The organism is Rhodobacter capsulatus (genome assembly GCF_005144475.1).
Classification (GTDB): Bacteria; Pseudomonadota; Alphaproteobacteria; order Rhodobacterales; family Rhodobacteraceae; genus Rhodobacter; species Rhodobacter capsulatus_C.
Map to the genome: position 1 here is coordinate 60020 of NZ_SWJZ01000025.1, position 13678 is coordinate 73697.

At 66.3% G+C, this 13678-nt stretch carries 13 protein-coding genes; 7 read left to right on the forward strand and 6 right to left on the reverse strand.

All coding sequences use genetic code 11. From position 1 onward, the window contains the following. Positions 1-93 precede the first annotated feature (93 nt). Together ileS and FBT96_RS07905 are read left to right on the forward strand one after the other, a co-directional pair. Complete coding sequence (gene ileS, locus FBT96_RS07900) at positions 94-2991, forward strand: isoleucine--tRNA ligase (protein WP_136905761.1); 2898 nt, start codon at positions 94-96, stop codon at positions 2989-2991. A 206-nt stretch (positions 2992-3197) separates the two neighbouring features. Next, on the forward strand, positions 3198-4037 hold the full coding sequence (locus FBT96_RS07905) for a DMT family transporter (RefSeq protein ID WP_136905762.1): 840 nt from the start codon (positions 3198-3200) through the stop codon (positions 4035-4037). 12 nt (positions 4038-4049) lie between these two features. Here FBT96_RS07905 and FBT96_RS07910 read toward each other — a convergent pair whose 3' ends face one another. The 5 genes from FBT96_RS07910 to fsa all read right to left on the reverse strand — a co-directional run bounded on the left by FBT96_RS07910 (position 4050) and on the right by fsa (position 7998). Continuing rightward, positions 4050-4748, reverse strand: coding sequence for a CDP-alcohol phosphatidyltransferase family protein (locus tag FBT96_RS07910; protein WP_136905763.1), 699 nt, complete (start codon positions 4746-4748; stop codon positions 4050-4052). A gap of 82 nt (positions 4749-4830) precedes the next feature. Then, the gene (locus FBT96_RS07915; RefSeq protein WP_136905764.1) at positions 4831-5454 is read right to left on the reverse strand and encodes an EF-hand domain-containing protein; all 624 of its coding nucleotides are present in this window, start codon (positions 5452-5454) and stop codon (positions 4831-4833) included. Between the two features lie 137 nt (positions 5455-5591). Further along, complete coding sequence (locus FBT96_RS07920) at positions 5592-6515, reverse strand: tyrosine recombinase XerC (RefSeq protein ID WP_136905765.1); 924 nt, start codon at positions 6513-6515, stop codon at positions 5592-5594. After that, a complete protein-coding gene (locus FBT96_RS07925; RefSeq protein WP_136905766.1) occupies positions 6515-7219 on the reverse strand; it encodes a DUF484 family protein in 705 nt (234 codons plus the stop codon). The genes FBT96_RS07920 and FBT96_RS07925 overlap by 1 nt, the downstream gene beginning before the upstream one ends. A 125-nt stretch (positions 7220-7344) precedes the next feature. Continuing rightward, complete coding sequence (fsa, locus tag FBT96_RS07930) at positions 7345-7998, reverse strand: fructose-6-phosphate aldolase (RefSeq protein WP_136905767.1); 654 nt, start codon at positions 7996-7998, stop codon at positions 7345-7347. 206 nt (positions 7999-8204) lie between these two features. Here fsa and FBT96_RS07935 point away from each other — a divergent pair, with 206 nt between their 5' ends. The 3 genes from FBT96_RS07935 (at position 8205) to FBT96_RS07945 (ending at position 11770) form a co-directional block, all read left to right on the forward strand. Next, the gene (locus FBT96_RS07935; RefSeq protein WP_136905768.1) at positions 8205-10388 is read left to right on the forward strand and encodes a primosomal protein N'; all 2184 of its coding nucleotides are present in this window, start codon (positions 8205-8207) and stop codon (positions 10386-10388) included. Positions 10389-10453: 65 nt separating this feature from the next. After that, a complete protein-coding gene (locus tag FBT96_RS07940; protein WP_136905769.1) occupies positions 10454-11323 on the forward strand; it encodes a 50S ribosomal protein L11 methyltransferase in 870 nt (289 codons plus the stop codon). 99 nt (positions 11324-11422) lie between these two features. After that, positions 11423-11770: a hypothetical protein gene (locus FBT96_RS07945; RefSeq protein ID WP_136905770.1), complete on the forward strand. Its 348-nt coding sequence runs from the start codon at positions 11423-11425 to the stop codon at positions 11768-11770. A gap of 65 nt (positions 11771-11835) precedes the next feature. Here the strand turns inward: FBT96_RS07945 and FBT96_RS07950 are convergent, their stop codons facing one another. Further along, positions 11836-12024: a DUF1127 domain-containing protein gene (locus FBT96_RS07950; RefSeq protein ID WP_023923666.1), complete on the reverse strand. Its 189-nt coding sequence runs from the start codon at positions 12022-12024 to the stop codon at positions 11836-11838. A 337-nt stretch (positions 12025-12361) separates the two neighbouring features. On the opposite strand from FBT96_RS07950, the gene ruvC reads away from it, so the two are divergent. Both ruvC and ruvA read left to right on the forward strand, forming a co-directional pair. Next, complete coding sequence (gene ruvC / locus FBT96_RS07955) at positions 12362-12913, forward strand: crossover junction endodeoxyribonuclease RuvC (protein ID WP_136905771.1); 552 nt, start codon at positions 12362-12364, stop codon at positions 12911-12913. Continuing rightward, on the forward strand, positions 12910-13578 hold the full coding sequence (gene ruvA, locus FBT96_RS07960; RefSeq protein WP_136905772.1) for a Holliday junction branch migration protein RuvA: 669 nt from the start codon (positions 12910-12912) through the stop codon (positions 13576-13578). Before ruvC ends, ruvA begins: the two co-directional genes overlap by 4 nt. Positions 13579-13678 lie beyond the last annotated feature (100 nt).

A 13678-nucleotide genomic window follows, 5' to 3' on the forward strand; every position in this document is an offset into this window, starting at 1 on the left:
CCGGCGCTCTGACGCGTCAGGGTTGCCGGGAGACGTTGCAAAGCCCCGGGCGCATTGCGCCCCTATGTCCGATCCAGCCTGAATGGACCCATGATGAGCGCCGACACGCCCGAAACTGCCGTCGATTACCGCGACACCGTCTTTCTGCCCGAAACCGACTTTCCGATGCGCGCGAACCTGCCCGGGCGCGAACCCGACTGGCTGGCCCGCTGGGCGCGGATCGGCGTCTATGACCGCCTGCGCGAAAAGACCGGCCGGGCGCCCTTCGTGCTGCATGACGGCCCCCCCTATGCGAACGGGCATCTGCACATCGGCCATGCGCTGAACAAGATCCTGAAAGACTTCATCGTGCGGTCGCAACAGATGATGGGCCGCGACGCGCGCTATGTGCCGGGCTGGGATTGCCACGGCCTGCCGATCGAATGGAAGATCGAGGAACAATACCGCGCCAAGGGCCTGAACAAGGACGACGTGGACACCGTCTCCTTCCGGCAGGAATGCCGCCGCTTCGCCGAGGGCTGGATCGACATTCAGCGCGAGGAATTCAAGCGTCTGGGCGTCACCGGCAAATGGGAACGCCCCTATCTGACGATGGATTTCCACGCCGAGGCGGTGATCGCCGAGGAGTTCATGAAGCTGCTGATGAACGGCTCGCTTTATCAGGGCTCGAAGCCGGTGATGTGGTCGCCGGTCGAAAAGACCGCACTGGCCGAGGCCGAGGTCGAATATCACGACCACACCAGCCATACGATCTGGGTGCGGTTCAAGCCGGTTTCCGGGCTCGACGGCGCTTCGGTGGTGATCTGGACGACGACGCCCTGGACGATCCCGCAGAACCGCGCCGTGGCTTACGGGCCGGGCATCGCCTACGGGCTTTATCGCATCGATGCGGCGGCGGAAAACGCCACCGCGGTTGTCGGCGAAACGCTGGTGCTGGCCGATGTGCTGGCGCAGGGCGTGATGACCGCGGCCAAGGTCGAGGGCTTCACCCGTCTGCGCGATGTTCCGGCCTCGGAATTCGCGGGCGTGATCCTGCGCCACCCCTATGCGGGCATCGAAAACGGCAATGGCGAATGGGATTTCGACGTGCCGATGCTGCCGGGCGATCACGTCACCGACGACGCCGGGACCGGCTTTGTCCATACCGCCCCCAGCCACGGCGATGACGACTATCAGCTGGGCCTCAAATTCGGCCTGCCGATGACCTATAACGTCGAGCCGGACGGCACCTACCGGACCTCGCTGCCGGTCTTCGGCGGTCAGGCGATCATCCTGGCCGATGGCAAGGAAGGCCCGGCGAATGTCAGCAACATCAAGGCGCTGCACGCGCAAGGCGCGCTCTTGGCCAAGGGCAAGCTGAAGCACTCCTACCCGCATTCCTGGCGCTCGAAGGCGCCGCTCATCTACCGCAACACGCCGCAATGGTTCGCCGCCATCGACGTGAAGCTGAATGACGGCATGGGCCAATATGGCGACACGATCCGGCAACGCGCGCTCACCTCGATCGACCAGCTCGTGCAATGGACCCCGCCCACTGGCCGCAACCGGCTTTACTCGATGATCGAGGCGCGGCCCGACTGGGTGCTGTCGCGTCAACGCGCCTGGGGAGTGCCGCTCACCTGCTTCACCAAAAAGGGCGCGCAGCCGACCGACCCGGATTTCCTGCTGCGCGACGCCGAAGTGAACGCCCGCATCTCTGCGGCGTTTGAGGCCGAGGGCGCCGATGTCTGGTATACCGACGGCTTCAAGGAGCGGATGCTGGGCAATATCGTCAACCCCGAGGATTACAACCAGGTCTTCGACGTGCTGGACGTCTGGTTCGATAGCGGTTCCACCCATGCCTTCGTGCTGCGCGACCGCGACGACGGCACCGCGGACGGCATCGCCGATCTGTACCTTGAGGGCACCGACCAGCACCGCGGCTGGTTCCATTCCTCGATGCTGCAGGCCTGCGCCACCAAGGGCCGCGCCCCCTATCGCGGCGTGCTGACCCACGGCTTCACGCTCGATGAAAAGGGCATGAAGATGTCGAAATCGCTGGGCAATACCGTGGCCCCGGCGGACGTGATCAAGGATTACGGCGCCGACATCCTGCGGCTTTGGGTGGCGCAATCGGATTACACCGTCGATCTGCGGATCGGGAAAGAGATCCTGAAAGGCACCGCCGACAGCTACCGCCGCCTGCGCAACACCCTGCGCTTCATGCTCGGTGCACTCTCGGGCTTTGCCGAGGAAGAACGCGTCGCCCCGTCCGAGATGCCGGAGCTGGAACGGTGGGTGCTGCACCGTCTGGCCGAGCTTGATACCACCGTGCGCACGGGCTATGCGGCTTACGACTTCCAGGGCGTGTTCCAGACGCTTTTCACCTTCTGCACGGTGGATCTTTCGGCCTTCTGGTTCGACATCCGCAAGGACGCGCTTTACTGCGACGCCCCCAGCAGCCTGCGCCGCCGCGCCGCGCGCACGGTGATGGACGAGCTCTTCCAGCGCCTGACGAAATGGTTGGCGCCGATGCTGCCCTTCACCATGGAAGACGTCTGGCTGAGCCGCTTCCCGGGCGAGGCGAATTCGGTCCATCTGGAGGATTTCACCGCCACCCCGTCCGACTGGCTGAACCCGGATCTGGCGGCGAAATGGGACGGCATCCGCCGTGCGCGGCGCGTGGTGACGGCGGCGCTCGAGGTGCAACGCACCGCCAAGGTGATCGGCGCCAGCCTTGAAGCCGCCCCGGTGGTGCATGTCGAGGACACCGCGCTGGAAGCCGCGCTGAAATCGGTCGACTTCGCCGATATCTGCATCACCTCGGACCTGAGCCTGAGCACCGACCCGGCCCCCGCCGAGGCGTTCCGGCTGCCCGAAGTGCCCGGCATCGCCGTCGTCTTCGAGGCCGCGGAAGGCGAAAAATGCGAGCGCTGCTGGAAGATCCTGCCCGATGTGGGCCACCACAAGCATCCCTGCACCTGCGCGCGCTGCAATTCGGTGCTGGGCTGACCACCACCCGCGCCGGGGGCTTCGCGCCCCCGGACCCCCGCGGGATATTTGCACCAAGGTGAAAGCAGACCCCGGGTGCCCTTTCACCTTGGCGCAAATATCCCGGGGGGAGTCCGCTTGCGGACGGGCGGCAGAGCCCCCCCTTGCCCCGCCTGCCATCCCTCGTTACCGATGTGACGATTGCATGACAGCCGGAGGCCGCGGCGATGAGCCTTTCCATTCTTCTCGCGGTTCTGGCCGCCGCCTTCCTGCATGCGCTCTGGAATGCGCTTTTGCGCTTTGGCGGATCAAAAATCCGCGCCATGGTGATGCTGAGCTACATGGAGGCCGCCGTCGGCCTGGCCATCGCGCTCACCCGCCCCTGGCCCGAGGTCGCCGCCTGGAAATGGGTCGCCGCCGCAAGTTGCGTGCATTTCTTCTACAAGTATTTCCTCGCCCATGCCTATGAGCAGGGCGATCTGAGCCGGGTTTACCCGATCGCGCGGGGCACGGCGCCGATGATGGTCGCCATCGTCTCGGCGCTTTTCGCGCTCGATACGATCGAACCGCTTGGCTATGTCGGCATCGGCGTTCTGGGGCTGGGCATCCTCTTCATGGCGCGCGGCGTTTTCACCGACGGCGAGAGCCGCAAGCTTCTGCCCTTTGCCTTCGGCTCGGCCTGCGCCACCGCCACCTACACGCTGACCGACGGGCTGGGCGCCCGCGTCGCCGGGGATGCGGCGGGCTATGTCGGCTGGCTGATGGTGGGGGGCGGGCTGCTGTTCGGGCTGGTGATGACCTTCACCCGGCCGAAGGGCTTTCTGACGGTCGCGCCGCTGAAGGATTGGGGCATGGCGGCGGCGGGGGCGGCGGCCTCTTATGGCGCCTATGCGATCTCGATCTGGGCGATGACCAAGGCGCCGATCGCGCTGGTGGCGGCAACCCGGGAAACCGCGATCCTCTTTGCCGTGCTGATCGGCTGGCTGGCCTTTGGCGAAAAGATGACAAGGTCGAAGGCCACGGCGGCGGGGCTGATCGTGGCGGGCGTGGTGCTGACCCGGCTTTAGTCGGGCCCGCCTTCAGTCCGGATGCCGCGCGGGGAGGATCTGCTGCGCGATGCCCGCGAACATGAGATAAACCGAGGTCACCACCAGACCCCAATGCGCCCAGGAGCCTTCCTCGAAATTCACCCAGGCCGCGCGGGCGGCAAAGGCGGTCCACAGCAGCGCCATCGTCAGCGACAGCGGCCGCCAGCGCAGGGTGCGGGTGGGGTGGATGAATTTCAGCGGAAAGAACATCGCCACCGCCAGCGCCAGCACCACGGCCAGCGTGATCCAGTAGGACGGCCAGATCGCGAACAGCACCAGCACCACCATGTTCCAGCAGGCCGGAAAGCCGGAGAAAGAGCAATCCTTCGTCTTCATTCGCGTATCGGCGAAATAGATCACCGAGGTGTAGATGATCGCGATGATCGCCAGCCAGCCGGTCCAGCCCGGCAGCAGACCGGATTTGAACAGGGCATAGGCCGGAATGAAGACATAGGTCAGATAATCGACGATCAGGTCCATCAGCACGCCGTCATGCGTCGGCCAGTTGTGCTTGGTGTCGAACCGGCGCGCCAAGGGGCCATCGACGCCGTCGACGATCAGCGCCACGACGAGCCACAGGAACATCAGCGACCATTTTTCCTCGACCGCCGCCAGCATCGCCAGCATCGACAGCACCGCCCCGGTGGCGGTCAGCAGGTGAACGGAGAGGGCCTTGAAACGAATGTCCATGCGCCCTTCCTGCCCGAAACCGGCAAGGCGTGCAAGACGGGCCGAGGGCGCACCCCGGCCCGTCCCGTGGTCACGATGTCGCTCAAGCGACCGCCTTGAGCAGCGACAGGAACTGGCTGGCCGTGTCGCGGGCGGTCGTCACCGTGTCCGAAGACCCGCTTTCCGAGGTCATCGCGGTGAAAAGCGACTCGTAAAGCGATTGCGCGGCGGTGGCGCTGCTCGAGGTGGTCGTGTCGTCCTCGGTCTCGGCGTCGCTTTCCGCGCCCGGCGGCGGGCCCGAGGGCGGCGGGCCGGGCGGCGGACCCGACATGCCCTGCATGCCGCCCGCCCCCCCCGATGTCATCGCGTCTTCTGCCGCGGTGAACTCGGCTTCGGTCAAAAGCCCGTCGCTGTCGGTGTCGATCGAGCCGAACTGCGACGACAGCAGATCGGCCACCGGACTGGCGTCGATTTCCGCCTGCGACAGGGCGCCGTCGCCATCGGCATCGTCATTGGCCGCCAGCGCCTCGAACAGCGACTGGCTGTCGGCCCCGCCCGACGCCGAAGTCGGCGGCGGAGGGGGCGGGGGCGGCGCACCGCCGGTTTGAAAGCTCGACGACGCGGAGGAGGTCGTCTTCGACGAGGAACTGCCCGAGGATTGCTGCAACAACGCGAGCGCGGTGGTGCTTGAAGAGGAGGACAGTGAAGTCAGGGAGGAAACGCTCATCATACGATCCTTTCTGGATGACTGCGTGCCCCGACGCTGCCCCCGGAGGATGAACGAAACCTTATTTTCGGCCTAAACCTTGGCTTAAAACCGCTTGGATTGTAGCGGGTTAGAAGGGTTTATGGCGCGGTTTCGGCTCAGGCGCGCGGGTGTGCCGCCTGATAGACCTGCATGAGTCGCGCCTGATCGACGGCGGTATAGACCTGGGTCGTGGCAAGGCTCGCATGGCCCAGCAATTCCTGGATCGCGCGCAGATCGCCGCCTTCGGCCAGCAGATGCGTCGCGAAACTGTGCCGCAGCGCATGCGGGGTCGCCGTCGCGGGCAGACCGAGACCCAGCCGCGCCCGTTCCATCGACTTCGCCACCAGCCGCGGATTGAGCGGACCGCCGCGGGCGCCGCGGAACAGCGGTTCATAGCGCGACATCGGGAAGGGGCAGAGCCGCAGGTAATCGGCCACCGCCTTGCGCGCCGCCGGAAGCACCGGCACCAGCCGCTCCTTGTCGCCCTTGCCGCGGACCCGCAGCACCTCGGGCAGCGGCGCATCCGAGCCCTTCAGCGCCAAAGCCTCGGAGACCCGCAGCCCGCAGCCATACATCAGCGTCATCACCGCCGAATCGCGCGCCGCGATCCAGGGCTCCTGCGCCTGCACCTCGACCTGTTCCAGCACCTCGGCCGCGGCCTCGACGCTGAGCGGACGGGGCAGCTTGCGCTGATATTTCGGCGCCTTGGCCGACAGGACATGGGTGGCGTCGAAGCCTTCGCGCGCCGCCAGCCAGCGGATGAAATTCTTCACCGCCGAAAGCGCCCGCGCCAGCGAGCGGCCCGAAAGGCCGCGCGTGCGTTCATGCGCCATCCAGGCCCGCATGTCGGATTGGCCAAGCCCGGCCAGTTGCGCCAGACCGAGGCTTTCGCCCCGATGCCGGTGCAGGAAGGCCAGAAATCCGGCCACGTCGGAACTGTAGGCCGTCAGCGTGTGACTGGCCGCCCCGTCGATCGCCCGCAAGTGACTGATCCACAGGGCCATCGCCGTCCGTGCGGCGGGCGAGACCCCCACCGACATCAGTTCAGCCAGCGCCGCATGCCGCGCTCGAACACGCCTGCGAAGAAGGCCAGCAGGTCGGTGCCTTGCGAGGGTTTGAATTGATGCGGGTCTTCGGCGCCCATCACCAGCATGCCGGGCAGACGCCCCTCGCCCAGATCCAGACGCATCAGCGCCTCGGAGCGGATCCAGCTTGCGGCCTCGCCATAGATCGCCTCGGAATGCGGCAGGGTCTGGCGCAGCACCACCGGGCGCACCTGCCCGCCACGACCGGCGCGCATGTATTCCTGGATGAAGCCGGGTTCGGCGACGCACAGAACATCGCCCAGACGGCGCAGCGCCGGATCGCTGTCATCTTGCAGCGTTTCCAGCACCAGCTTGACGCTGTCCACCCGCAGGATCTCGGCGACTTCGGTGCCGAGGCTCTTCAGGAAGCTCTCGAAATCCACCGGATCCAGCATGCGCAGCACGGCGCGGTGGATCTGGTTCGTCCCCGAAAGATTCTCGTAGGCCGCGGCAATCACCGAACGGTGCGTGTCCTCGAGCCGGTCAAGGCGGCGCTCCAGCCGCTCCATCGCCACACCGCGCAGGTCGACGATATTGGCGCCCATGGCGCGTTCGTTCGCGGTGATCAGCGCCCGCATCAGATCGCGATCCTCAAGGATCACGTCGGGATCGGAGATGATCTTTTCGCGCAGTTCAGGTGCAAAAGCCGTGTCGGTCATGCCAGCCTCTCGTAAGCGGGTTGCACCTAAATTGACACAGATTCTGGTTAAATGCAGGTTAAATTTGTTAACAATAATAAGAGGCCCGCCGAATTCGACGGGCCCGGGCCTTCGGATCACGGATTTCAGACGATCGACTGGCCGGTTTTCGCCCAATCTTTCAGGAACTGTTCCAGCCCCCTGTCGGTCAGCGGGTGGTTCGCCATCGCCTTGATCACCGAGGGCGGCGCGGTGATGACATCGGCACCGATCCGGGCGACATCGGTGATATGGTTGACCGAGCGGATCGAGGCGGCCAGAATCTCGGTCTTGAAACCGTAATTGTCATAGATGGTGCGGATGTCCTCGATCAGGCTCACGCCATCAAGGTTGATGTCATCCAGACGGCCGATGAAGGGGCTGATGAAAGTCGCCCCGGCCTTGGCCGCCAGGATCGCCTGCGCCGCCGAGAAACACAGAGTGACGTTGACCATGTGGCCTTCGGATGCGAAAGCCTTGCAAGCCGTCAGGCCCGCCCAGGTCAGCGGCACCTTGATGGCGATGTTGGAGGCGATCTTGGCCAGTTTCAGCCCTTCGGCGATCATGTCCCCCGCCTCGGTCGCCACCACCTCGGCCGAGACCGGACCCGCAACCATGTCGCAGATTTCCTTCGTCACTTCGAGAATGTCGCGGCCCGATTTCAGGATCAGCGACGGGTTGGTGGTGACACCATCGACCATGCCGAGATCGTTGAGTTCCTTGATGGCCGCGACATCCGCGGTATCGACGAAGAATTTCATGAGGGGCCTCCTGCGCTTGATCTGGCCGGGATTTAGCGCAAACAGCCGGAAATGGCGAGAGCGGAATCGGGCGCAGGGGGGGGCTTGCCGCCCCCCTCGGCCTGACGGCCTCTCCCCCCGCGCGTATTTCGGCCAAGAAGAAACCCCGCCGTTTCTTCTTGGTCCAAATACGCCCGCCGGAGGCGTTGCAGGGCGCGGGGCCGGGCATGTCTGAGCAAGGCTTCTTTCCCGAAGGCGCGCGCGTCTCGGTGCTGACCGCCGAGCCGATCGGCAAGCCTTTGGACTATCTCGCCCCCGAGGGCGGCTGTTTTCCCGGCGCCTTCGTCGAGGTGCCGCTCGGGCCGCGCCGGGTTGTCGGGGTCGTCTGGGGCGCGGGTGACGGGCGGTTCGAGGCGGGCAAGCTGCGCTCGGTGTCGCGGGTGCTGGACGTGCCGCCGATGCGGGCGGAATTGCAGGAGTTCCTGATCCGCATGGGGACTTACACGATGACCTCCCTGCCCGCGGTGCTGCGGCTTGCCACGCGCACACCGGGGCTGTTCGATCCGCCGGGCGCGCGGCGGATCTATCGGCTCGGTGCCACCGCGCCGGGCAAGCTGACGGAGGCGCGGGAAAAGGTGCTCGCCGTGCTGCGCGATCACGGCGGCGCCGGGTTTTACCTGAGCGAACTGGCGCAACTGGCTGGCGTCACGCCGCAGGTGGTGAAGGGGCTGGTGAAGCTCGGCGCGATCGAGGAGACCGAGCAGCCGCGGGATCTGCCGCTGCCGAAGCTCGATTTCACCCTGCCGGGCAAGGTGCTTTCGGAAGATCAGGCCACCGCCGCCGCCGGGCTGAAGGGCGACGGTTTCGGCGTGACGTTGCTCAAGGGCGTCACCGGCTCGGGCAAGACCGAGGTCTATCTGGAAGCCGTGGCCGAGTGTCTGCGCCGCGGGCGGCAGGCTTTGGTGCTGCTGCCGGAAATCGCGCTGACCTCGGAGTTTCTCTCGCGCGTCGAGGCGCGGTTCGGCGCCCGCCCCGGCGAATGGCATTCCGGCGTGACCGAGGCCGAGCGGCGCCGGCTGTGGCGGATGGTGGCGACGGGCGGGGCGCAGATGGTCGTCGGCGCCCGTTCGGCGCTGTTCCTGCCGTTTCAGGATCTGGGGCTGATCGTCGTCGACGAGGAACACGACACTTCCTACAAGCAGGAGGAGGGCGCGCTTTACAACGCCCGTGACATGGCCGTGCTGCGCGCCTCGCTGGTGGGCGCGCAGGTGGTGCTGGCTTCGGCGACGCCCAGCCTTGAAAGCTGGGTGAATGCCGCTTCGGGGAAATACCGCCGGATCGATCTGGCCGCCCGCTTCGGCGCCTCGGAACTGCCCGAGATGCGGACGATCGACATGCGCGAGGAACGCATTGAACCCGTGCACTGGATCTCCCCCAGCCTGGTCGGTGCGGTCGTTGCCACGCTCTCGCGCGGGGAACAGGCGATGCTGTTCCTGAACCGACGCGGCTATGCGCCGGTCACGCTCTGCCGCGCCTGCGGGCAGCAGATCGGCTGCGATCATTGCGACGCGCGGATGGTCGAGCACCGGTTCCTGAAGCGCCTTGTCTGCCATCAATGCGGCGAGACGAAACCCATTCCCACTACCTGCCCCGCCTGCGGTGTCGAGGGCAAGCTGGCCCCCGTCGGCCCGGGGGTGGAGCGGCTGGCCGAGGAAGTGGCGGAACGCTTCCCCACGGCGCGGGTGGCGGTGCTGTCCTCGGACCTGTTCGGCTCGGCCCGGGCGCTGAAGGAAGCGGTGGCAAATATCGCCCAAGGCGGCGCCGACATCCTCATCGGCACACAGATCGTCGCCAAGGGGCACAATTTTCCGCTGCTGACGCTGGTCGGTGTGATCGATGCCGATCTGGGCCTTCAGGGCTCCGACCTGCGCGCGGCGGAACGCACCTTTCAGCTGATGCGGCAGGTGGCGGGCCGGGCGGGCCGGGCGGAAAAACCCGGGCTGGCGCTGCTCCAGACCTATCAGCCCGAACATCCGGTGATCCGCGCCATTCTGGGCGGCGACGAGGAGGCGTTCTGGAAGGCCGAGGCCGAGGGGCGCCGGGCGGCGAATGTGCCGCCCTATGGCCGGATGGCGGGGATCATCCTGTCAGGCGCCGAGATCGAGCCGCTTTTCGCCTATGGCACCGATCTGGCGCAGCATGACGGGCCCCTGCGCCGGATCGGCGCACAGCTTTACGGCCCCGCCCCCGCCCCCATCGCCCGGATCCGCGGCCGCCACCGCGTGCGACTTCTGATCCGCGCCGACAAGACCGCGCCGCTGCAACAGGCGATCAAGGCCTGGCTGCGCGGGGTGAAACAGCCCAATTCCGTCCGCCTTGCCATCGACATCGACCCGCAAAGCTTCCTTTAGCCCCGCTTTCGATTGACCGCCCGCCGCTTTCGCGCCATTGGGGGCAAAACCAACGGAGCCCGCCCATGACCACCTTCACCGCCTTTGCCGTCCTGCCCGAGCGCGAGCTTGCCGACGATCTGGCCGAGCGGCTGGAAGATCTGGACCCCGGCCCCTATGGCGTCGGCGTCTTCGAGATCGAGGACGGCTCGGGCAATTTCGAGGTCGGCGCCTATTTCCTCGACCGCCCCGATGACATCGTGCTCGATCTGCTCGCCGCGGCCTATGGGGCGACGGGCTTCGTCATTTCGGAACTGCCGGAAACCGACTGGGTGGCGCATGTGAAACGCGAACTGGCCCCGGTCGTCGCCGGGCGCTTCTTCGTGCACGGCAGCCATGATGCCGACAAGGTGCCCGAAGGGTCGATCCCGCTGGTCATCGATGCCGCCATGGCCTTCGGCACCGGCCATCACGGCACCACGCTTGGCTGCCTGACCGCGCTCGACCGGCTGGCAAACGACGGGATCCATCCGCGCAAGACCGTCGACATCGGCTGCGGCACCGCCGTTCTGGGGATGGCCGCCGCGAAGCTCTGGCCCGAGACGGTGCTGGCCTCGGACATCGACCCGATCGCGGTGGAAACCGCCGCGGCGAATGTCACCGGCAATGATCTCGCGGGCCGGGTGATCTGCCTGCAGGCGGCCGGTTTCGCCCATCCCGAGCTGCAGGCCGCCGCGCCTTTCGACCTTGTTTTTGCCAATATCCTGAAAGGCCCGCTGATCACGCTGGCCCCCGACATGGGGCGGTTTTGCGCCGAATCGGGCCGTGTCATCCTGTCCGGGATCCTGATCGAGCAGGGCGACGAGGTGATCGACGCCTATCAGGCGCAGGGCTTCCGTCTCGTTTCGCGCGACAATTACGGCGATTGGACGACATTGGTTCTGCAGCGGAACTGATCCGCCGAAAGCCATCTCGCCGGGGCGGCGAAATTCGGGCATAACTGTTAATCAGTCGTTAGGCATGTTGCCCGCGACCGGTTTTGAGTGGAGCCCGTCATGCGTCGTTCGATCAATGCGGATTTCGAAGACCGCCTTGCGCGGATCGACCGGATTCACGCCGCTGGCGGGGCTTTCGAGGCGACCGGCGCGCTTGGCCGCGCCTATTTCGACAGCCACCGCCCGAAAGAGCGCCGCCGCTTCCCCTGGCGGGCCGTGGCGATGGTGCTTTTGGGGATGCTGCTGTTCAAGGGCGCGATCCTGGCGCAGGTCGGCCCGGAAACCTATGCCCGCCGGGTCGAGGTTCTGAGCCAGGGCTCGCCGGTCGAACAGGTGGGCGCCTGGGTGCTGCACGCCGATGCGCCGACGAAATTCATCGCGGCGCAGCTGCGCGCCCTGCTGTTTTAAGCCGGATTTCACCGCATGCAAAAGGCCGCGCAGGGGGCTGCGCGGCCTTGCGTGATCGCGTGGGCTCAGCGGCCGATGCCGTCGATATCGTGGCGCGTCAGGCCGATATCATTGAGTTCCCGGTCGCTCAGCCGCGCAAGCGCCCGCCGCGTCAGCCGGGCGTCGTTCCACAGCGTCATCGCGTCGATCAGGCGGGCAAACATCCCGGCCCGGCCTTGGCGGGCGGAAAGGGCGAGGGTGTCGAGGGCGGACATGATGCGGTTCCTTTGTATTCTGCCGATTTGTTGGGCGTCTCTTTGTTGATTGGGCAGTTAATCAAGGCAGCTTGCGAAAACAAGCGCCCCCCGGTCAGCCCCGCCATGCAGCAAATGCATGGCTTTTCGCGTGCTTGGCGGCCCCGCGCGGGGCTTTGGCATTTTGCCGGGCAGCCCCGTCATTTTGACTGACGCATTCTGCTGCCAAACGTCGCTTTCGCCGGTTCTGCGTCGTCTTCGCCGCCGGGCGCCGCCTGCGCCGCGCCGCTTTGCGCTTTCCGATGTTCTGCTTTTGTGCTAAATGCGGAAAAAATGCCACAGGCAAAAGGGCAGTCACATGCGGGTGATCGGGATCGATCCGGGGTTACGCAACCTCGGCTGGGGGGTGATCGAGGTCGATGGCCCCCGCTTGCGCCATGTCGCGAATGGAATCATCCATTCCGAGGGAACGGATCTGGCGAAACGCCTTGTCGTGCTGCATGCGGGCCTGACCGCGGTGATCACGACGCATCGCCCCGAGGCCGCGGCGGTGGAACAGACCTTCGTCAACAAGGACGCCGTGGCGACGCTGAAGCTGGGTCAGGCGCGGGGGATTGCGCTGCTGGTGCCCGCGCAGGCCGGGCTCGAGATCGGGGAATATGCGCCCAATGCGGTGAAAAAGGCCGTGGTGGGGGTGGGTCACGCCGACAAGGCGCAGGTGCAGCACATGGTCCGCCACCAGCTGCCGGGCGTCGTCTTTGACGGCCCCGATGCGGCGGATGCGCTGGCGATCGCGATCTGTCACGCGCATCACCTGCAATCGGCGCGGCGGGCCTCGGCGGCGATGCTGGGCCGCGGCGCCTTGGAGATCACCGCGGGGCAAGCCCGGATCCGGAGGACAGGCGCATGATCGGACGCATCGCCGGGGTGATCTTGCACCGCGCCATGGACCATGTGCTGATCGACGTCCGCGGCGTCGGCTACATCGTCCATGTCTCCTCCCGCACCGCCGCCAACCTGCCCCCGGTGGGCGAGGCCTGCGCGCTTTACACCGAGCTTCTGGTGCGCGAGGACCTGTTGCAGCTCTTCGGCTTCCCGACGCTGATCGAAAAGGAATGGCACCGGCTGCTGACCTCGGTGCAGGGGATCGGCGCGAAAGCCGCGCTGGCGATCCTTGGCACGCTGGGGCCGGATGGCGTCTCCCGCGCGCTCGCTCTTGGGGACTGGAACGCGATCAAGGCCGCCCCCGGCGTCGGCCCGAAACTGGCGCAGCGCGTGGTGATGGAGCTGAAGGACAAGGCGCCGACGGTGATGGCGATGGGCGGCACGCTGACGGTCGACACCGCCCCCTCGGACGAGGTGATCGAGACCGCGCCACAGCCGGTCAAACGCCCCGCCCCGGCCGCCACAAGGCAGGTGAACTTCACCGCCGAGGCGCTCTCGGCCCTGACCAACCTCGGCTATTCCCCCTCGGACGCCGCCACCGCCGTTGCCAAGGCCAGCGAAAACCCCGAGGCCACCGACACGGCAAAACTGATCCGCGCCGCCCTGCGCCTCCTCGCCCCAAAGGACTAGCCTTTTCATCTTGCCTTAAATATCCCGGGGGTGTGGGGGCAGCGCCCCCACCCTTGTCTGAAAGCACCGCATGACCGAACCCGATCCGACCCTCCGCCCC